Origin of the sequence: Streptomyces sp. NPDC006385 (genome assembly GCF_040612485.1) — a bacterium.
Lineage (GTDB): Bacteria > Actinomycetota > Actinomycetes > Streptomycetales > Streptomycetaceae > Streptomyces.
The window spans coordinates 25,358-43,468 of the sequence record NZ_JBEXQG010000024.1 but is presented as its reverse complement, the minus strand read 5'-3'; the positions used below and the strand labels follow the sequence as shown (position 1 = coordinate 43,468).

The following is an 18,111-nucleotide window of genomic DNA, read 5'->3' as shown; positions in this document are numbered from 1 at the left end:
TTTCCCTCAATCGCGCTGCGCATGACGTTCAACTTAGAGCGGTGAGCGCACCGCCGTCGAAGAAGCCCCCGGCGCTGTAGACCATCGGCGTCCGGTCGGTGACGGTGGCGTCGACGACCCGGCAGATGAAGATGGTGTGCGTGCTGGCCTGGAGCCGCTCACGGATCTCCACCTCCATTTGGGCGCTGCTCCGGTCGATCAGCGGGCTGCCGAACCGACCGGGTTCCCAGTCCAGACCGCTGAACTTGTCGTCGGACTTGGTGGCGAAGCGGGTGACGACGTCCAGTTGCTCGGTCGAGAGGATGTTGATCGCGAGGTGTTCGGCCCGGAACAGACACGCGTACGTCGACGAGGTGCGCTGCACGCACACCATCACCGTCGGCGGGTCGAGCGAGATGCTGGCGAAGGCGTTCACCGCCAGACCCTTGGGCCGGTCGCCGTCCATGGCGGTCACCACCGTCACCCCGGTGACGAACTGACGGTTGACCTGCTTCATCACGTCCGGGTCGGGCTTCACGTGGACACTGTTCATGGGAGCCTCCGCGGCTTTCGACGTGACGGTCATCGGTCCTCCCCGACGCTGATGATGCCGAGTGCGGTGAGCAGTGACCGAGGGTCCCAGGTGACGAACTCCTCGACCACCAGGTCGCCTTCGAACCGTGCGAAGGTCGCCCCGTTGACCTCGACGGACCGGTTGGTCGGCGGTACGCCGAGGAAGGACCCCTCGTGCGTGCCGACGCTGTGCCAGCGCACCGCCAGACGGTCACCCTCCGCGGTGATCTCGTCGATGGTCGTGGTGAGGTCGGGGAAGGCGCTGCGGGCGGCGAGGATCGACGCCTTGAACTCGGTCAGGGACTGGCCCTCCTCCGCGGGAGCGCTCCGTCGGCGGTAGCGCGGGCTGAGCAGGCTGTCGAGCGCGTCGACCTCGCCGCGGTCCCAGGCCGCGGCCCAGGTCTTGATGACCCGCCCCTTGCGGACGTCGTCGGACATGTCACTGCCTCCTGGCTGTATACCGGGGTTGGGGCGATCGGGCTGTCGCCTGTGGGTCAGCGGACGGGAGTGGTGGGAGCCGGCGGGGAGTTGAGCTCGGCCTCAGCCGCGCCGGAGCCGTCCTGCGTGTCGGTGCCGTCCTCGGATGCGGATTTCGCGCCCGTGAGGGCCTGCTCCGCTTGCCGGCGGTCGGAGATCAGCTCCTTCCAGAAGGAGACCGCCAGACCGGCGATGATCACAAGGAAGGGTGCCGAGGTGACGATGACCGTGTTCTGCAGGGCGTTGAGGCCACCGGCGAGGAGCAGGGCGATCGCGGTGGCGCCGGTGAGCACGCCCCACAGGACGAGGACCCAGCGCCGGGGATTGAGCGAACCGCCCGAGGTCATCATGCTCAGCACGTAGGTGTTGGCGTCCGCTCCCGAGACGAAGAACATCACGACCAGGACGATGGCGACCACGGACGTCACGGTCGCGAGCGGGTAGTGGTCGAGGGTCGCGAAGAACGCGCTGTTGATGTCCGCGGCCGTCTGCTTGGCGATGGTGCCGTCCTCGAACATGTCGATGTGGATGGCGGTGCCGCCGAACACCGTGAACCAGGTGAAGAACACGACTGTGGGGACCACGAGTACGCCGGTGATGAACCCGCGGATGGTGCGGCCGCGGGAGATGCGGGCCAGGAAGACTCCGACGAAGGCTCCCCACGACACCCACCAGGCCATCATGAAGTAGGTCCACCACTGCATCCATTCGAGGCCGCCGAAGGCGGTGCCCTGAAGGCTCATGCGGAAGAAGTCGCTCGCCCAGGTGCCCACGGACTCGATGTACAGGTTGGCCAGGAACACCGTGGGTCCGACGACCAGGACGAAGAGGAAGAGAGCGATGGCCAGGATCGAGCTGCCTTCGCTGAGGAGCTTGATCCCCTTGCTGACACCGGTCACTGCCGACAGCGTGAAGACGGCGGTCACAAGGGCGATGATCAGTACCTGGCTGACGGAGTTGACGGGCATCCCGAACAGCGTGCCGAGGCCGTTGTTGACCTGGAGGGCACCGAGACCCAGCGACGTCGTCGTGCCGAACAGCGTCGCGAACACCGCGAGGATGTCGATGGCCTTGCCGATCGGCCCGTTCACGCGCTCGCCGAGCAAGGGGTGGAACAGCTGGCTGACCAGCGCGCGGCGGTCCTTGCGGTAGGTCGAGTAGGCGATGCCCAGTCCGAACACCGCGAAGATCGCCCACGCGTGCAGCCCCCAGTCGAAGTAGGAGTACTGCATCGCCCGCACAGCGGCCTCGGGCGTGCCCGCCTTGGCCAGTCCGTGCGGCGGAGTGGCGAAGTGCGAGATGGGCTCGGCCACGCCGTAGGAGACCAGTCCTATGCCCATGACCGCGCTGAGGATCATGGCGAACCAGGCGAGGGTGGAGAACTCGGGCCGGTCGTGATCCTTGCCCAGCCGGATGTCGCCGGCCGGGCTGAACGCGAGGAAGACGAGGAAGACCAGGATGCCCAGCGTCACCACGAGGTAGGCCCAGCCGAAGGTCTCGGTCACCCAGTTCAGCGATGTGTTCGTCACCTTGGTGAGGTTGTCGGTGAACAGCATGGCCCAGGCGACGAAGAGTGCCGAGACGCCGACCGAGGTCCAGAAGACCGAGCCGAGCCGTCCCTTCTCGGTGCCGGGGGCGGACGGCGCCGGCGGTGCTGAGGCAGGCTCCGGAGCCTGTGGCTGCTCCGATATCTGACTGGACATAGGTCGCTCCTTGCGCGCTGTGGCAGCAGTCAAGCCGAGGCTGCTTGCATGCCAGCGGACGTTATGCACGCCACAGGGCACTGTCAAGAAGTCGAGACGGGGGAACTTTTCCGCTCCGGGTATGAGTGATTCGTCAATGTATGTGCATGTTTGCCCGCCTGCTGATCACCGCTAGATGCCGGAATTGCTGGATGGGTTGACTCCCATACCGACGCCGCCCTACCGTCCCTTGCATGCCACAGCGCGGGTCTGCGTCATCTGGTATGCCAACGCCCCGCCTGGTACCGGCCCATCCCCACCGAAAGGAACACGTAGATGCGCTTCTCGATCTTTCACGGGATGGGAGCCCCGGGTCGTCTCGCCGACTACCACCAACTCATGGACGAGGCACGGGAGTTCGCCGTCGCCGCCGACCGTGCGGGGTTCTGGTCCATCTGGTACACCGAGCACCACTTCGGCCACGAGGGCCAGGAGCTCACCCCCAACCCGGTGCTCATGGGTGTCGACATCGCGGCCCGGACCTCCCGTATCCGGATCGGCCAGGCCGCCAGCATCGTCACCTTCTGGCACCCGCTGCGCCTCGCCGAGGACCTCGCGCTGCTCGACCAGCTCTCCGGCGGGAGGGTCGAGGTCGGCGTCGGGCGCGGTCTCTACGGACGTGAGGCGCTGAACCTCAACCCCGTGGCCGACCCGCGCGACCAGCAGAAGAACAGGGCCCTCTTCCAGGAGACCCTGGAGGTGCTCAAGGCGGCGTGGAGCGGTGAGTTCTTCTCCCACAAGGGCGAGTTCTTCGAGTTCCCGGCTCCCGGCGTGAAGTGGAACCACCCGCTCTCCCCGCCGTCGCCCGACTTCATGACCGACGGTGTCATCTCCAAGCTGATGGTGACGCCGCGCCCGCTCCAGCCGGAGCTCCCGCTCTGGCAGGTCATCGACACACCCCCCTCCATCGAGTGGGCCGCCCGCAACGGCGTCAAGGGCATCTTCTGGCTGCCCCCGGTGTCGGCGCTCAAGGGCCGCTTCGAGCTCTACCGCGACGCGGCCAGCGAGGCCGCCGGCCGGGAGTTCGCGCTCGGTGAGGGCATCGGGCTGGTCCGCGACGTCTTCGTCGCCGACACCATGGAGGAGGCGCGCGCGGGCTTCGAAGAAGCCGTCATGAACACCTACCGGTGGGTCTGTCACTGGCGTGGCCTGTCGAACCTGATGGAGGACGGCGAGGAACTCACCGACGCCCACCAGCTCAGCTTCGACTTCCTGCACGGCCGCAACCAGCTCGTCGGCACCCCCGAGTACGTGGCGGAGAAGATCGCCGAACTCCGTGACGAGCTGAACGTGCAGGACCTGTTCCTGTGGACCACCCACCCCGGCCTCGACCACCGCAAGGCGATGCGCAGCCTCGAACTGTTCAGCGAGAAGGTGATGCCGCAGTTCACCGGCTCGCAGGGCTCCGGCGGCACCGACGCCGCCGCACCGGAGGCCCGGTCGTGAGCGTCCACATCCGCCGGATCTGCACGGTCTTCGAGGACCTGGTCACCGAACTCGGCGTACCGGTCGCCGGCCCGGTACGCCGGGCGGCCGTCGCGGCCGTCATCACCAACCCGTGGGCCGGCCGAGGCGTGGTCGACGACCTGAACGACGAGGTCGTCAAGGTCGCGCCGCCGCTGGCGCACGAACTCACCTCACGCCTCGTCGACGCCCTGGGCGGGGCGGACCGTGTCGAGGCGTTCGGCAAGGCCGCGATCGTCGGACTCGGAGGTGAGACCGAGCATGCCGGTGCGCTGATCCACACGCCGTACTTCGGAAACCTCCTCCGGGAGATCACCGAAGGCAGTTCGGTCATCGTCTTCTCCGACGACCGGGCCGAGGCCGGGGCGCCCCTCACCGTGCCGATGTGGCACAAGCTCCACGCCACGACGCGGTCCCACTACCAGACCATCACCGTCCGCGTCCCCGACGCACCGCGTGCCGACGAGATCGTCGTCATCGCCGCCGGGTCCTCCGGCGGGCGACCCAACGCCCGGATCGGCGACCGCTCCGCCGACCCGCAGGTGAGACTGGCGGACCACCCCCGTAGCCGATACAAGATCGAGAACCTGGAGACCGTTCGATGAACGTCCGCAAGATCGTCACCTACGTCGACGAGGTCGTCACCGAGGGCGGCCGTCCCGTCACCCCGCCGGCCCGCAGCGCCGTGGTCGTCGCCGTCATTGAGAACCCCTGGGCGGGGGAGGGCTTCGTGGAGGACCTCGCGCCCGGTATCGACGCCACCGCCTCCGACCTGGGCAAGCTGCTCGCACCACGGGTCGTCGAGGCGCTGGGCGTCCCGGTGGAGGCATACGGCAAGGCCGCCATCGTCGGGCTCGACGGGGAGATCGAGCACGGCTCGGCCCTCATCCACACACTCAAGTTCGGCGACCACTTCCGCAAGGCCGCCGCGGCCACCACGCTGCTTCCCGCGGTCGAGAAGCGGGCGGGCGCCGGCACCGTGTTCGACATCCCGCTCAAGCACAAGACCGACGCCACGATCCGCTCGCACCACCAGAGCATCGAGGTCCGCGTGGCCGACGCCCCGCACGGGAACGAGATCGTCGTCGCCCTGGCGGCCGCCGGGCAGGGACGCCCGCAGGCGCGTCTCGCGCCCCTGTCGACCGAGCAGTGACACCGTGATCCACCACTCCGTCACCGGGACCGGCCCGGACGTCGTGCTCCTGCACGGCGTCGGGCTGGACCACACGATGTGGCGGCGGTGCCTGCCCGCGCTCGCCGCGAACCACCGGGTGACCAGGGTCGACCTCCGAGGCCACGGCGCCTCGCCCCCCGCGGAGCCGGGGACCTCCCTGGCCGAGCTCGCGGCCGATGTCGCGGAGGTCCTCGACCACATCGGCGCCCCGCGCGCCCACCTCGTGGGCTTCTCGCTGGGCGCCCTCGTGGCGCAGCACATCGCCGCCCACCACCCGGCTCGCGTCGCCACGCTGTCCCTGGTGAGCAGCGTCGCCCTGCGCACCCCGCAGGAGCGCGCAGCGGTCGAACGACGGCTCCATGCGGCGCGGACCGACCCGGCGGTGACCGCGGACGCCGCCGTGGAGCGCTGGTTCGACGAGGCGTGGCGGCTGCGGGAGCCGGACCTCGTGGCGGACGTACGAAGGACACTGCTCGCGAACGACCACGCGTCCTACCTGGCCTGCTACACCGTCTTCGCGACCGGTGACAAGGAGGTCGGCCCGCTCCTCGGCCGGATCACGGCGCCCGCCCTGGCCATCACCGGGAGCGAGGATCCGGGATCGACCCCGGACATGTCCCGCCGGCTGGCGTCGGCCATCCCCGACGCCCGCGTCCGGATCGTGGCCGGCGCCCGCCACCTGCTGCCGCTGGAGCGGCCGCGGGAACTGACCGCGGCGCTGACCGAGCACTTCGAGAGGATCACGCCATGACCGTCCACAGCGAGGCCGTTCCGGCCGGCGACAGGCCGGCCGCGCTTCCCCGGCGCGACCACTTCATCAACGGCGAACGGGTGGCTCCCGCCGAGGGCGAGTACTTCGCGAGCGTCAACCCCACGACCGGGACGGCCTTCTACGAGGCGGCCCGGGGCAGCGCCACCGACATGGACCGGGCCGTGACAGCCGCACAGGCGGCGTTCGAGAACCCGGCCTGGCGCGATCTCTCCCAGACGCGTCGCGGTCGGCTGCTGCGCCGGCTCGGCGACCTGATCGGGGAGAACGCCGAGTCGCTCGCCCGCACGGAGACACTCGACAACGGCAAGCTGCTGCGCGAGATGCGCGCCCAACTGGCCGCCCTTCCGGAGTACTTCTACTACTTCGCCGGCCTGGCCGACAAGATCCACGGCGAGGTCATTCCGGGGTCCGCCCGCAGCCTCCTCAACTACACCCTGCGCGAGCCGGTCGGCGTCTGCGGCGCCATCACCCCCTGGAACTCACCGCTGATGCTCACCACCACCAAGCTGGCCCCCGCGCTCGCCGCGGGCAACACGATGGTGGTCAAGCCGTCCGAGCACACCTCCGCCTCGCTGCTCGAACTCGTGGAGCTGCTCGAACAAGCCGGTTTCCCCCCGGGCGTCGTCAACGTCGTGACCGGGTTCGGCGCCGAGGCCGGCAGCGCCCTGGTCGCGGACCGCCGCGTGCAGAAGATGTCCTTCACGGGGAGCACCGCCACCGGGGCGCTGATCGCGCGCGCCTGCGGCGAACGCTTCATCAAGGCCACCCTCGAACTCGGCGGCAAGTCACCCAACATCGTCTTCCCCGACGCCGACATCGCCTCCGCCTCGATGGGCATCGTCGCCGGAATCTTCGCCGCCGCCGGCCAGACGTGCGTCGCCGGGAGCCGGGTGTTCGTGCACCGCGACGTCTACGACGAGACGGTCGAGCGGGTGGTGGAGCGGGCCCGCACCATCCGCATCGGCGACCCCCTCGACCCCGGGACCGAACTGGGTCCGCTGGCGATGGCGTCCCAGCTCGCCAAGGTGGAGGAGTACGTCGCGCTGGGCCGGAAGGAAGGGGGCCGGGTCGTCACCGGCGGCACCAGGGCCGACGTCGGCCTCGACGGGTACTTCTACCAGCCGACCGTCTTCGTCGGCACCGACAACGGGATGAGGGTCAGCCGGGAGGAGATCTTCGGCCCCGTCGCCTCCGTCATGCCCTTCGACACCGAGGAGGAGGCGGTCAGGCTCGCCAACGACACCGACTACGGCCTCGCCGCCGGTGTGTGGACCAGGGACCTGGCCCGCGCCCACCGGATGGCCTCGGCGCTCGACGCCGGAACGATCTGGGTGAACACCTACCGGGCCATGTCGCCGATGTCGCCGCGTTCGGGCTTCAAGAACAGCGGGATGGGCGTCGAACACGGCACCGAGACCATCAAGGAGTACACCCGGCTCAAGTCGGTATGGGTCAACACGAGCGACGAACCCCAGGGCGACCCGTTCGTGCTGCGCTCCTGAAAGAGCGGGGCCTGCCGGCAAAGCGCCCGGATCCGCCGATCGTGCCGGATCCGGGCGCTCTGCTCGCGGCAACCGGCGGCGACCTGGGCGCGCGCCTGCCGGGCCGGGTGGGACATGGCGTCCCGCTACCCGGTGTCCGTGCGCGTCACGTCGCCGCCGGCCGGGATCACCTCAGCGCACCTCCCGCGCGTACGGGGCGACGGTGATCCGGTCGATCAGCGGCGCGAAGCGGGAGCGGAGGAGTACGCCGGGGAAGGTGTCCGAGGCGTAGGTGGTGCCGTCGAAGTTCGGCAGTTCCTCCGAGCGGAAGGCGACCGTGTTCTGACCCTTCTTCAGAAGGACGGGGACGGTCAGCTCCCAGAAGTTGTTCTGGTGGAAGCTGTGCGGGAAGCTCACGCGCCGCGCCTCGCCGCCGTTGACGCTGATGTCGGCGTGGCGGGCGAGCGGGTCCGGGTTGTAGTGCGTGGCCTCCGACTGCTCCGGGTTGGAGTAGCGGATGCGCATCGCGTACAGGCCCGCCCGGTCGGCCTTCACGGTGAACGTCGCCGTGTTGCCGTTGCCCGGGGCGCCGCCGATGCCCGTGATCGCCGTGCCGCCGGTGGCCAGGGAGAGCGGGGTCAGGGTGGCCGTGCCCGCGAGCTTGGCGTCCTGGGCCTCGTACGTGCGTGCCGGCAGCGCGCCCTCGGTCGGAGTGACGCGGACGCGGTCGACGAGAGTCGTGGCCGAACCGCCGGTCACCGTCACCTTGTTGACGCCACCCGAGAGGGAGACCGCCGCGCCGCTCGTGCCCCGGCCCAGGCGCCGGACGTCGTGCCCGTTGACGGAGAGCCGGGCGCCCGAGCCGGCGAGGGTGTCGACCTTGAGGGTGGCCTCCCGGTCGGCGGGCGAGTAGACCCAGAACGTGGCGGTCTGGCCCTTGGCGAGCCGGGCCGCGCCCGATCCGGTCGCCGCCGGCTTCGGCAGGTCGTAGGCGGGACGGGCCCCGCCGCCCAGCCAGGCCAGCTCACCCTCGTACACCTGGGTGTTCGCCGATGCCTCGGGGAGGGAGAGGGTGAGGCGGTCGACGATGGCGTCCCCCTTGGTGGCGCGCTTGCCGTCGAGGCTCCTCGCGGCGAGCGTCAGGGTGTGCTTGCCCTTGGTGAGCTTCACCTTGGTGTCGGTGTGGTCCCACACCACCCACTTGTAGCCCAGCGGCAGGTACAGCTCCTGCTCGCTGTCCGCCCTGCCGTCCACGCTCAGGAAGACGTTGGTCGGACCCTGCTCCTTCACCCTGTCGAAGGTGTTGAGGGAGTTGGCGAAGACGCTCAGGTCGTACGTGCCGTCCTCGGGCACGTCCACCGTGAAGTCGAGCTTGACGTCGGAGCCGGAGCGCAGGCCGCCCACGTCGTAGCCGCCCGAGGTGTAGAACTTCGACACGTCGCGGGGCGATCCCTCCGGGCCGTTCTTCGAGTAGCCCGTGCCGGTGTGGGCGGCGTCCTCCGCCTCGTACGACCCCTGCCAGCGGGCGGGCGGCGCCTGCGTGCCCTTCGCCTTCCCGGCCGGGCTGAGGACGATCTCGTACGCCGAGGACTCCTTCAGCTTCGGCAGCGCGCCGTCGCCGAAGTCGACGACGACCTTGCCGTCGTCACCGACCTTCAGGTTCCGCTCGGCGAGCAGCTTCGGGCCGGAGTTGTCGCCGACCTGCCCGCTCCACTCGATCTCCTTCACCCAGGCGTGCACGCGGTTCCCGAACACCGTCTTCGGGACGTTGTCGAAGGTGATGTGGCCCTTGCCGGTGGAGCCGCCGAAGATCAGCCGGGACTGCTTCTTCTTCTCGTCGAGCGTGGCGACGCCCTGCATGGTGTAGTTCTCGCCCGGGAACGGCGGGGTCACCTTCACCGTGTGCCCGCTCATCGAGGCGTACGAGTTCAGCAGCCACCACTGGCCGTTGCCGCGGCCCGACTGCACCGCGGAGTCGGAGAGGTTGCCGTCGATGTTCCAGTACGCGATGTCGGCGTCCACCTTGGACTCCTCGATCGCGGACACCCACTGGATCATCTGGCCGGGGACCGAGGTGTGGTAGTTGAAGGCGTACTCGTTGATGTTGATGGGGAGTCGGGTGCCCTCGCGGTCGGTGCCCTTGAACAGGTCCTTCTCCCACGCCCGGTACTTGGCGACGCTCTCGCGCACCGCCTCCGGGTGGCTCAGCTCGTGCCAGGTGATGACGTCCGGGAGGGTGCCGGCGGCCAGGGCGTGCTTGAGGAAGCCCTGCACCTGGTCGAAGAGGATGCTGGTGTTGGGGCCGGCGATGCGGGCCTCGGGCATCTTGCCCTTGATGAGCTTGTAGAAGTCGTCCCAGGCGGCGAAGTAGTCGGCCGGCTTGTCGAGCCAGCTGACCTTGTTGTAGCTCCACTCACCGGTGCCGAACATGTTGCCCTCGGGCTCGTTGAACGGCACGAAGACGATGTTGTCCTGGTACTCCTTCGGCAGCTTCAGGACCTGGTCGACCTGCCCCGCGATCTTCTCCCGGTAGAGCTTGAGCTTCTCCTCGGGGGTGCTGCCCGGCCACTGGTACGGGAAGCCGCGGTGGATGTCGGTCATGTAGATGTACACGTCACCGTCGGTGGAGTCGGCCAGCGGCTTCACCACCTCCAGCGCGTCGGCGCCGGGGTGCTGCGGGCCGTCCTGGGCCTTGGTGGAGACCGTGCGCAGGCCCATGCCCTCGATGAGGTTGTTGGTGGGGACGTCCGGTCCGTAGACGCCGTAGAGGGTGCCGGAGGCGCCGCCGTGGAACTTGCCGGTGTCCGAGCCGAGGTCGACGTCGAGCTGGCCCTCGCGGACCACGGTGACGGTGGCCTTCACGGCCCGTCCGGCCGCCGTTCCCGCGACCGTGAAGGTGCCCGGCTGGGCGTACTTGTCGGCCGGTACGGCGTCCCAGGTGACCGGCGTGTCCCGGTCATAGCCGTCGGAGAAGGTGGACCGGACGGCGGCGGGGAGGGACGGGGCGGTCCCGGTCGTCGTACGGACCTCGAAGGACGTCTTCGAGAGGTCCTGGAGGGTGGGCACGGTTGCGACCGTACCCGCCACCTGCTCCGGGCTCAGCGCCGAGTGCCACACGGTGAAGTCGTCGACCGCGCCCTTGAGCAGCGGATCCGGCCAGAAGGACTTGCCGATGTAACCGGCGGCCGTGGCCGAACCGTCCAGTACCTCCCTGGCCTTGATGCCGGTCTCGGTGGAGGAGACCGCCACGCCGTCGAGGTAGGTGGTGAGTCGGCCCGCGGTGCTGTCGAGGGTCACGGTGACGGTCCGCCACTCGTTCGCGGGGAGCATGGCGTAGCCGTTGACCTGTGCCTCTCCTCCGCCGTTGGTGAGGGCGGTGCGCAGCGTCCCGTCGCCGCTGTACGGGGTGGCGAAGAGGTACTTGGTGGTGTTGGTGCCCAGGTCGAAGATCCGCTGCCAGGGCGACTTGTCGCCGCTCCACTTCACGCGTGCGGAGACCGTCAAGTCGGTTGCGTCGCCCACCACTTCGCGGGGCAGGCGGACATACGCGCCGTTGGAGGTGGGCGCCCCGCCGGGCAGGGCGAGCGCTTTGCCGCCGTCCGCGCCGGCGACGGACTGGGCGGTGGAGCCGTTCACCAAACTCGCCGTCAGGCCGTTGCCGGAACTGTCCGTGATCTTCCCGGAGGCGAGGTCGTCCTGGTCGAAGGTGTAGCGGGCGGTGGGCTGGGGCGTGTCGGCCGCCTGCGCCGGGCCGGCCGGCGCGGCCAGCAGCCCCGCGCCGACGGCCAGGGCCACGGCGGCCGGGGCCCTGCGGCGCGCGGATCTGTCAGCGGATGGCATGGATTGCGTCCTCAATCCTTGAGTAAGGGTTTCCGGTCGGCCCACATCGGTCGGCTGCTCGTCCACATGCCGTTGTCCGGTGCGGAGATTCCGAGGTGGGCGAGTCGAACCGGTTCGATCGCCTGCGCCCCGAGACGAGAGAGTCTTCGAGGTGGCAGGGATGGTGATCCCGCGCCCCGGGGAAGGTGCGGATCGAGCTCGCGGTTGCCGGAAGGATCGCTTCATCGAACCGGTTCGGGCGAAGCTAGCACCGGGAAACGCGGCCAGCAATCCCTTCGACGCAAGGATCTCCCGGTCTTTCGCCGTGGTGCGGAAATGCCGTCAGAGGTGTTGACAGGCGTGAGGTCAGTTCCTACCTTCGCTTCACGCGAACCGGTTCGACGACCGGTCAGTGCTCCTCGTCCCACCCCCATCCTCACGGCCGGCGGACGCTCCCTCCTCCTGGGTGTCGAACCGGTTCGAGCAAGGAGTTCCACGTGAACATCGGTGAGATCGCCCGGCGGGCCGGTGTCTCGCGGAGCACCGTGTCCTACGCGCTGAGCGGTAAGCGCCCGGTGTCGGAGGACACGCGCCGGAAGATCCAGCAGGTCGTCGACGAGCTGGGCTACCGGCCCAGCGCCAGTGCGCGCGCCCTGGCCAACGGGCGGACCAGCACGATCGGCCTGGTCTTCCCACCGGCCGGGAACCACTACACGGGGATGCAACTGGACTTCATCGGCAGTGTGGTGGAGGCCGCCGCGGTCTACGACTACGACGTGCTGTTGTCACCGAGCGGCGTGGACAGTGACCGCTCGTTCCAGCGGCTGCTGGGGGAGCGGCGGGTCGACGGCGCGATCCTGATGGAGATCAGACTGGAGGACGACCGGGTCGATCACCTGGCCGTGCTGGACTTCCCCGCCGTCGCCATCGGCCGCACCGCGCATCCGGAGGGCCGATGGTGGGTCGGCCTGGACCACACCGCGCTGGCCGAGGCCTGCGTCCACCACCTCGCGGACCTCGGCCACCGCAGGGTCGCCTTCGTCAACCGGCCCGAGCAGCTCCTGCGGGCGGGGTACGAGTCCGCGCACCGGGGACTGGACGGATTCACCAAGGCCGCGGCCGAGCGCGGGCTGACGGTGCGCACGTACTGCTGCGGGGACGACGCCGCCTCGGGCCAGGCCTGTGTGGCGCGGATCCTGCACGACGACCCGGAGACCACGGCCCTCGTCACGCTGAACGAGGCCGCGCTGGGCGGGCTCTACCGAGGGCTGGCCCGGGCGGGCCGCCATGTGCCGCGCGACTTCTCCGTCACCGGGGTCGTGGCCAGCCGCTGGGCGGAGACGGTGACCCCGCAGCTCACCGCGGCGGACGTACCGGCGGCCGAGATGGGCCGGCTCGCCGTCGAGCTGCTGGTGGAGCGGCTCGACCATCCCGCCGCGCCGCCCCGGCACCACCTCCTCACGCCGCCCATCTCCCTGCGGGCCAGCACCGGGCCCGCGGGAGCCACGCCCACCCCGGACACCGGACCCGCATCGACGCCCTGACCACGCCCCACGGGACACCCCGCCCTCCTGCCTCACTCCGCCGAACGTTCGAACCGCACACCAGTGCCGTCAGGCATGCCCGCCCCCACCAACCCCTCGCCCTCGGCACCCGCATGCCAGAAACGAAGGAACCGCGATGAACAGCTTCTCCAGAAGGCGCCGTCTGACTGCCGCGGCCCTGACCGCCCTGGCCGTCGCCACCAGTGCGACCGCCTGCTCCTCCGGCTCGGGCAGCACCGGCGCCAAGGGCGCGGACAGCGGCACGTACACCATCTGGGACCCTTATCCGCAGTTCGACAAGAACTCGAACTGGGTCAAGCTGCTGGACAAGTGCGGCACCCAGGCCGGCGTCAAGGTCAAGCGGACCGGCTTCGACACCAGCGACCTGGCCAACAAGACGCTGCTGGCGGCACAGCAGGGCAACTCCCCGGACGTCCTCATCGTCGACAACCCGGTGGTGTCGACCCTGGCCGAGGCGGGCGTGCTCACCACGACCGACGACAACAAGCTGGACACCTCGAAGGTGGACCCCAACCTGCTCGCGGCAGGCCAGTCGGGTGGGAAGACGTACGGCACACCGATCGGCGCCAACACCCTCGCCCTCTACTACAACAAGGAGGTGCTGAAGAAGGCCGGCGTCGACATCTCCTCGATCAAGGACTGGAAGTCGCTGACGGCGGCGCTCGAAAAGGTCAAGAAGGCGGGCAAGAAGGGCATCACGTTCTCCGCGATCGGGACGGAGGAGGGCAGCTTCCAGTTCCTGCCGTGGTTCTGGGGCGCGGGCGCCGAGCTGACCGACCTCGACTCCGCCCAGGCCGTCTCCGCGCTGTCGCTCTGGAAGGACTGGCTGGAGAAGGGATACGCCCCCAACTCGGTGCTCAACAACACCCAGACGACCAGCTGGCAGGAGTTCGCCAGCGGCGACTACGCGTTCGGAGAGAACGGCACCTGGCAGCTCGCAGGCGCCGAGAAGGCGGGCTTCGACTACGGCGTCCTGCCCATCCCCGCCGCCACCGGACCCAACGCCGCCGCCCCGACCGGCGGCGAGTTCGTCACCCTCCCGGTCCAGGACGACACCGGCCGCTACGCCACCTCGCAGAAGCTGGCGACCTGCCTGACCAGCACCCAGAACCTGTACGACACCGACACCACCCTGTCGTACGTGGCCCCCACCAGCGAGGTCCAGGACAAGCAGGTGGCGGCGAACCCCGACTTGAAGCCGTGGGTCGACGCGGTCAAGACCGCCAAGGGACGCACGAGTGACAACCTCGGCACCAAGTACCCCAAGATCTCCGAGCAGATGTGGAAGGCCGTCCAGTCCGCCCTCAGCGGGGCCAAGTCACCCAAGGACGCGCTCACTTCGGCTCAGAGCGCGGTCAAGTGACGAGGACCCGATGAAGCAGACGACCCATCCGCCGGACCAGCGGTCCGTGCGCGCCCGGAACGGGGCGGCCCCCGCCGCCCCGCCCCCGGCCCCCGCCAGGGCACGCCGCCGGCCCAGCTCCACCCAGTGGGCCGCCTGGGGATTCCTCGCCCCGGTGACCGTCTACCTCGCCCTCTTCTACGCCTATCCGCTCTACCGCAACATCGACCTCAGCCTGCGCGACTACACCGTTCGCTCCTTCGTCCAGGGCGACGCGCCCTTCACGGGCCTGCAGAACTACCAGACCGTCTTCGACGACCCGACCTTCGCCCCGGCGCTGCTCCACACCGTGGTGTTCACCGCCGTGTGCCTGGTCTTCCAGTACGCCATCGGCCTGGCCCTCGCGGTCTTCTTCAACCAGCACTTCCGGCTGTCGGCCACCCTGCGCGCCCTGTTCCTGGTGCCCTGGCTGCTGCCACTGATCGTGTCGGCCTCCACCTGGTCGTGGATGCTCAACAGCGACTCCGGGATCGTCAACGCCGCCCTGCACGCCCTCGGCATCGGGCCGGTGAACTGGCTGACCTCACCGTCGTGGTCGCTGACCTCGGTGATCATCGCCAACATCTGGATCGGCGTCCCCTTCAACCTGGTCGTGCTCTACAGCGGCCTGCAGTCCATCCCCGCGAGCCTGTACGAAGCGGCGTCGCTCGACGGAGCGAACGCCTGGCAGCGCTTCTGGCGCGTGACGTTCCCGCTGCTGCGCCCGGTGTCGGCGATCACGCTGCTGCTGGGCCTGGTCTACACACTCAAGGTCTTCGACATCATCTGGATCATGACCAAGGGCGGCCCGGCGGACTCCTCCACCACCTTCGCCACCTGGTCCTACCAACTGGGCTTCGGCAACCTCCTGCCGGCCTTCGGCCCCGGCGCGGCCGTCGGGAACCTGCTCGTCGTCGCGGCCCTGGTCTTCGGCCTGGTCTACGTGAAGGTCCAGCGAAAGCAGGCGCTGTCATGAACCGAGGCACCAGCCGTACGTGGGGGAAGACAGCCGTCGGTCTGATACTGACCGCGGTCATGCTCTTCCCGGTCTACTGGATGTTCAACGTCTCCCTCACCCGCGACCAGGACATGCGCAAGAGCCCTCCGGACCTCCTGCCGGTCCACGGCACCCTGTCCGGCTACCGCACCGTCCTCGACGAGCAGTTGCCCTATCTCGGCACCAGCCTGGTCATCGGCCTGGGCACCGTCGTCCTGACCGTGGCGCTGGCCGCGCCCGCCGGCTACGCACTGGCCAAGCTGCGCCCGCGTGGCGGCGGCGTCCTGAGCTTCCTGCTGCTGGCCGCCCAGATGATCCCCGGCATCATCATGGCGATGGGCTTCTACGCCATCTACCTCAGCCTCGGCATGCTCCAGTCCGTCCCCGGGCTCATCGTCGCCGACTCCACCCTGGCCGTCCCCTTCGGCGTGCTCATCTTCACCGCGTTCATGTCCGGGATCCCCGGCGAACTGCTCCAGGCCGCGAAGACCGACGGCGCGGGCCCGTTGCGCACCTTCTGGTCGATCGTCCTGCCGATGAGCCGCAACGCGGTCGTCACCGTGTCGCTGTTCGCGTTCCTGTGGTCCTGGTCCGACTTCGTCTTCGCCAGCACCCTCGTCAACGGCGGCACCCATGAGCCGATCACGCTCGGCATCTACCACTACATCGGCAACAACAACCAGGAGTGGAACGCCATCATGGCCACCGCCGTCGTGGCCTCCCTGCCGGCCGCGGTCATCCTCGTCCTCGCCCAGCGCTATGTCGCCGCCGGGGTGACCGCCGGCGCCGTCAAGGACTGACTTCCCCGAGGACTGACTTCGCTTCCCCCTTCGCCACGGCCTCACCGTCCCTTCGCCGGACGGCCGGCCCCCCTGCCCGAGAAACGAGTGACACCTCATGACCGCCGCCCGATCCGGCCCGGCCTTCTCCGTCCACGACATCCCGTTCAGCATGTACGGATCCTGGTTCGACATCTCGCCCGTGGTGGCGGAGAAGACGTACGCCGAGGACCTCCACCTCGTCTCCCACCAGAACGGCATGCATGCCGTTCTGCGCCTGACACCCCTGGACACGGCGACGGGCGACCGCGCCGAGACCCGCGTCGAGGCGACACCGGCCCTGCTCAGCTGGATCAGCCCGGCCGGGCGCGTCGACCTCGCCTACGAGTCGCCGGACACCGTACGCCTGCGCGGTGCGGGGCTGCCCCTGCGCGTCTGCGCGGCCGCCCCGACGCTGACCCCGTTCAGCGGCACCTACTTCTTCCACGACGCGGCCGCCCACGCGTACGTGTTCACCTCGTACGAGACCGGACGCCGCTACCGCGTCACCGTGCTCTCCGGCACGGTGGCCGACACCTTCGGCAGCCAGGCCCTGGGCGGCGCCGACCGCGGCCTCACCCTCGCCGCCGACACGGACGCGCGGGCTCCCTGGGAAATCGCGATCGAGGAACTCGACACCGCCCGCCCGCCGTACACGCCCACGGAAACCTTCGACAAGATCGTCGAGGCCGCGCAGAACTCCTTCGCGGACTTCGTCGACACGGTCGCCCCCTGGCGCTCCTCCGCCACCCCGGCCGCCGAACTCGCCGCCTACGTCGTGTGGTCCGCGACCGTGCGTCCGACGGGGCTGGTCACCCGGCCCGCCGTCCTGATGTCCAAGCACTGGATGGACAAGGTCTGGAGCTGGGACCACTGCTTCAACGCCCTCGCCCTGGCCCCGGGCCACCCGGAGCTGGCCTGGGACCAGTTCTCGCTGCCCTTCGACCACCAGGACGAGACCGGGGCGCTGCCCGACTCGGTCACCCACTCCGAGGTCCTCCACAACTTCGTCAAACCGCCCATCCACGGCTGGGCCTTGGGCCACCTGCGTCGTCGGCTGACCACGTCTCCCAGCCGGGCGGAACTGACCGAGACGTACGACAGGCTGTGCCGCTGGACGGACTTCTGGATCACCGCACGGCGCGCTCCCGGCTCGGCACTGCCCCACTACCAGCACGGCAACGACAGCGGCTGGGACAACGCCACCACCTTCGACCCCGAACGCGTGGTCGTCACCGCGGACCTGGCCGCCTTCCTCACCCTCCAACTGCACGAACTCGCCGACCTCGCGACGCACTTGGACAGACCGGACGAGGCCCGCCAGTGGACGAGAGCCGCCGAGGCCACCCGGACCGCGATGCTCGACCACCTCTGGACCGGTGACCGCTTCGTCGCCCGCGGAGTCGACAGCGGCGACACCTGGCACACCTCCAGTCTCCTCGACCTGATGCCCATCGTGCTGGGCGAGCATCTGCCGGACGACGTCAAGGGCGTGCTGGCCGACCGCATCGAGGCCCACCTGACCCCGCACGGCCTGGCCACCGAGCTGCCGACCTCGCCGCACTACCTCTCCGACGGCTACTGGCGCGGCCCGATCTGGGCTCCCGCCACCGTCCTCATCGAGGACGGCCTGCGCCGCGCCGGCCACCTCCGACTGGCCGACGACATCAGCGCCCGCTTCCGCGCCCTGTGCGAAACCCACGGCTTCGCCGAGAACTTCGACGCCCTCAACGGAACGGGCCTGCGCGACCGCGCCTACACCTGGACCGCCAGCAGCTACCTCCTCCTCGCCGAAGCCCACGCACACCGCGGCGGCCACTGATTCCGAGGGCCCGCGATCGGCGGAGTTGATGCGATGCGGCAACGTGC

The 18,111-nt window shown here is 69.5% G+C and carries 14 protein-coding genes; 10 read left to right on the top strand and 4 right to left on the bottom strand.

Annotated elements, in window-relative coordinates; genetic code table 11:
• Positions 1–28: 28 nt before the first annotated feature.
• Genes ABZ078_RS20215 through ABZ078_RS20205 form a run of 3 tightly spaced genes read right to left on the bottom strand, consistent with a single transcriptional unit; the run spans position 29 to position 2,732 of the window.
• Positions 29–532, bottom strand: coding sequence for a flavin reductase family protein (locus ABZ078_RS20215; protein ID WP_356577084.1), 504 nt, complete (start codon positions 530–532; stop codon positions 29–31).
• 29 nt (positions 533–561) lie between these two features.
• Complete coding sequence (locus tag ABZ078_RS20210) at positions 562–990, bottom strand: ester cyclase (RefSeq protein ID WP_356577082.1); 429 nt, start codon at positions 988–990, stop codon at positions 562–564.
• A 56-nt stretch (positions 991–1,046) separates the two neighbouring features.
• A complete protein-coding gene (locus ABZ078_RS20205; protein WP_356577080.1) occupies positions 1,047–2,732 on the bottom strand; it encodes a BCCT family transporter in 1,686 nt (561 codons plus the stop codon).
• A gap of 315 nt (positions 2,733–3,047) precedes the next feature.
• Between ABZ078_RS20205 and ABZ078_RS20200 the strand changes: the two genes are divergently transcribed.
• The 5 genes from ABZ078_RS20200 to ABZ078_RS20180 are packed head-to-tail and all read left to right on the top strand — an operon-like array spanning position 3,048 to position 7,683.
• Positions 3,048–4,217 carry an LLM class flavin-dependent oxidoreductase gene (locus ABZ078_RS20200; RefSeq protein ID WP_356577078.1) on the top strand — a complete coding sequence of 390 codons (1,170 nt, stop codon included), beginning with the start codon at positions 3,048–3,050 and terminating at the stop codon, positions 4,215–4,217.
• Positions 4,214–4,840 carry an amino acid synthesis family protein gene (locus tag ABZ078_RS20195; RefSeq protein WP_356577076.1) on the top strand — a complete coding sequence of 209 codons (627 nt, stop codon included), beginning with the start codon at positions 4,214–4,216 and terminating at the stop codon, positions 4,838–4,840. Before ABZ078_RS20200 ends, ABZ078_RS20195 begins: the two co-directional genes overlap by 4 nt.
• Positions 4,837–5,388, top strand: coding sequence for an amino acid synthesis family protein (locus ABZ078_RS20190; protein WP_356577074.1), 552 nt, complete (start codon positions 4,837–4,839; stop codon positions 5,386–5,388). The genes ABZ078_RS20195 and ABZ078_RS20190 overlap by 4 nt, the downstream gene beginning before the upstream one ends.
• Positions 5,389–5,392: 4 nt before the next feature.
• Positions 5,393–6,160 carry an alpha/beta fold hydrolase gene (locus ABZ078_RS20185; RefSeq protein ID WP_356577072.1) on the top strand — a complete coding sequence of 256 codons (768 nt, stop codon included), beginning with the start codon at positions 5,393–5,395 and terminating at the stop codon, positions 6,158–6,160.
• A complete protein-coding gene (locus ABZ078_RS20180) occupies positions 6,157–7,683 on the top strand; it encodes an aldehyde dehydrogenase (protein ID WP_356577070.1) in 1,527 nt (508 codons plus the stop codon). The genes ABZ078_RS20185 and ABZ078_RS20180 overlap by 4 nt, the downstream gene beginning before the upstream one ends.
• A 171-nt stretch (positions 7,684–7,854) precedes the next feature.
• On the opposite strand, the gene ABZ078_RS20175 is transcribed toward ABZ078_RS20180, so the two are convergent.
• Positions 7,855–11,502, bottom strand: coding sequence for a LamG-like jellyroll fold domain-containing protein (locus ABZ078_RS20175; protein ID WP_356577068.1), 3,648 nt, complete (start codon positions 11,500–11,502; stop codon positions 7,855–7,857).
• A gap of 476 nt (positions 11,503–11,978) precedes the next feature.
• Here ABZ078_RS20175 and ABZ078_RS20170 point away from each other — a divergent pair, with 476 nt between their 5' ends.
• The 5 genes from ABZ078_RS20170 (at position 11,979) to ABZ078_RS20150 (ending at position 18,064) form a co-directional block, all read left to right on the top strand.
• Positions 11,979–13,025, top strand: a complete 1,047-nt coding sequence (locus ABZ078_RS20170) for a LacI family DNA-binding transcriptional regulator (protein WP_356577066.1) — start codon at positions 11,979–11,981, stop codon at positions 13,023–13,025.
• Positions 13,026–13,161: 136 nt separating this feature from the next.
• On the top strand, positions 13,162–14,409 hold the full coding sequence (locus ABZ078_RS20165; RefSeq protein WP_356577064.1) for a sugar ABC transporter substrate-binding protein: 1,248 nt from the start codon (positions 13,162–13,164) through the stop codon (positions 14,407–14,409).
• Between the two features lie 10 nt (positions 14,410–14,419).
• Positions 14,420–15,403 (top strand): sugar ABC transporter permease, encoded by a 984-nt coding sequence (locus ABZ078_RS20160; RefSeq protein WP_356577062.1) that lies wholly within the window; start codon positions 14,420–14,422, stop codon positions 15,401–15,403.
• Positions 15,400–16,224 carry a carbohydrate ABC transporter permease gene (locus ABZ078_RS20155; protein WP_356577060.1) on the top strand — a complete coding sequence of 275 codons (825 nt, stop codon included), beginning with the start codon at positions 15,400–15,402 and terminating at the stop codon, positions 16,222–16,224. Before ABZ078_RS20160 ends, ABZ078_RS20155 begins: the two co-directional genes overlap by 4 nt.
• 97 nt (positions 16,225–16,321) lie before the next feature.
• On the top strand, positions 16,322–18,064 hold the full coding sequence (locus ABZ078_RS20150) for a trehalase family glycosidase (protein ID WP_356577058.1): 1,743 nt from the start codon (positions 16,322–16,324) through the stop codon (positions 18,062–18,064).
• Positions 18,065–18,111: the final 47 nt, after the last annotated feature.

Excerpts from the sequence above, each read along its gene's own strand:
- ABZ078_RS20215 (WP_356577084.1), bottom strand. The coding sequence starts at position 532 with ATGAACAGTGTCCACGTGAAGCCCGACCCGGACGTGATGAAGCAGGTC.
- ABZ078_RS20210 (WP_356577082.1), bottom strand. The coding sequence starts at position 990 with ATGTCCGACGACGTCCGCAAGGGGCGGGTCATCAAGACCTGGGCCGCG.
- ABZ078_RS20205 (WP_356577080.1), bottom strand. The coding sequence starts at position 2,732 with ATGTCCAGTCAGATATCGGAGCAGCCACAGGCTCCGGAGCCTGCCTCA.
- ABZ078_RS20200 (WP_356577078.1), top strand. The coding sequence starts at position 3,048 with ATGCGCTTCTCGATCTTTCACGGGATGGGAGCCCCGGGTCGTCTCGCC.
- ABZ078_RS20190 (WP_356577074.1), top strand. The coding sequence starts at position 4,837 with ATGAACGTCCGCAAGATCGTCACCTACGTCGACGAGGTCGTCACCGAG.
- ABZ078_RS20180 (WP_356577070.1), top strand. The coding sequence starts at position 6,157 with ATGACCGTCCACAGCGAGGCCGTTCCGGCCGGCGACAGGCCGGCCGCG.
- ABZ078_RS20175 (WP_356577068.1), bottom strand. The coding sequence starts at position 11,502 with ATGCCATCCGCTGACAGATCCGCGCGCCGCAGGGCCCCGGCCGCCGTG.
- ABZ078_RS20165 (WP_356577064.1), top strand. The coding sequence starts at position 13,162 with ATGAACAGCTTCTCCAGAAGGCGCCGTCTGACTGCCGCGGCCCTGACC.
- ABZ078_RS20160 (WP_356577062.1), top strand. The coding sequence starts at position 14,420 with ATGAAGCAGACGACCCATCCGCCGGACCAGCGGTCCGTGCGCGCCCGG.
- ABZ078_RS20155 (WP_356577060.1), top strand. The coding sequence starts at position 15,400 with ATGAACCGAGGCACCAGCCGTACGTGGGGGAAGACAGCCGTCGGTCTG.
- ABZ078_RS20150 (WP_356577058.1), top strand. The coding sequence starts at position 16,322 with ATGACCGCCGCCCGATCCGGCCCGGCCTTCTCCGTCCACGACATCCCG.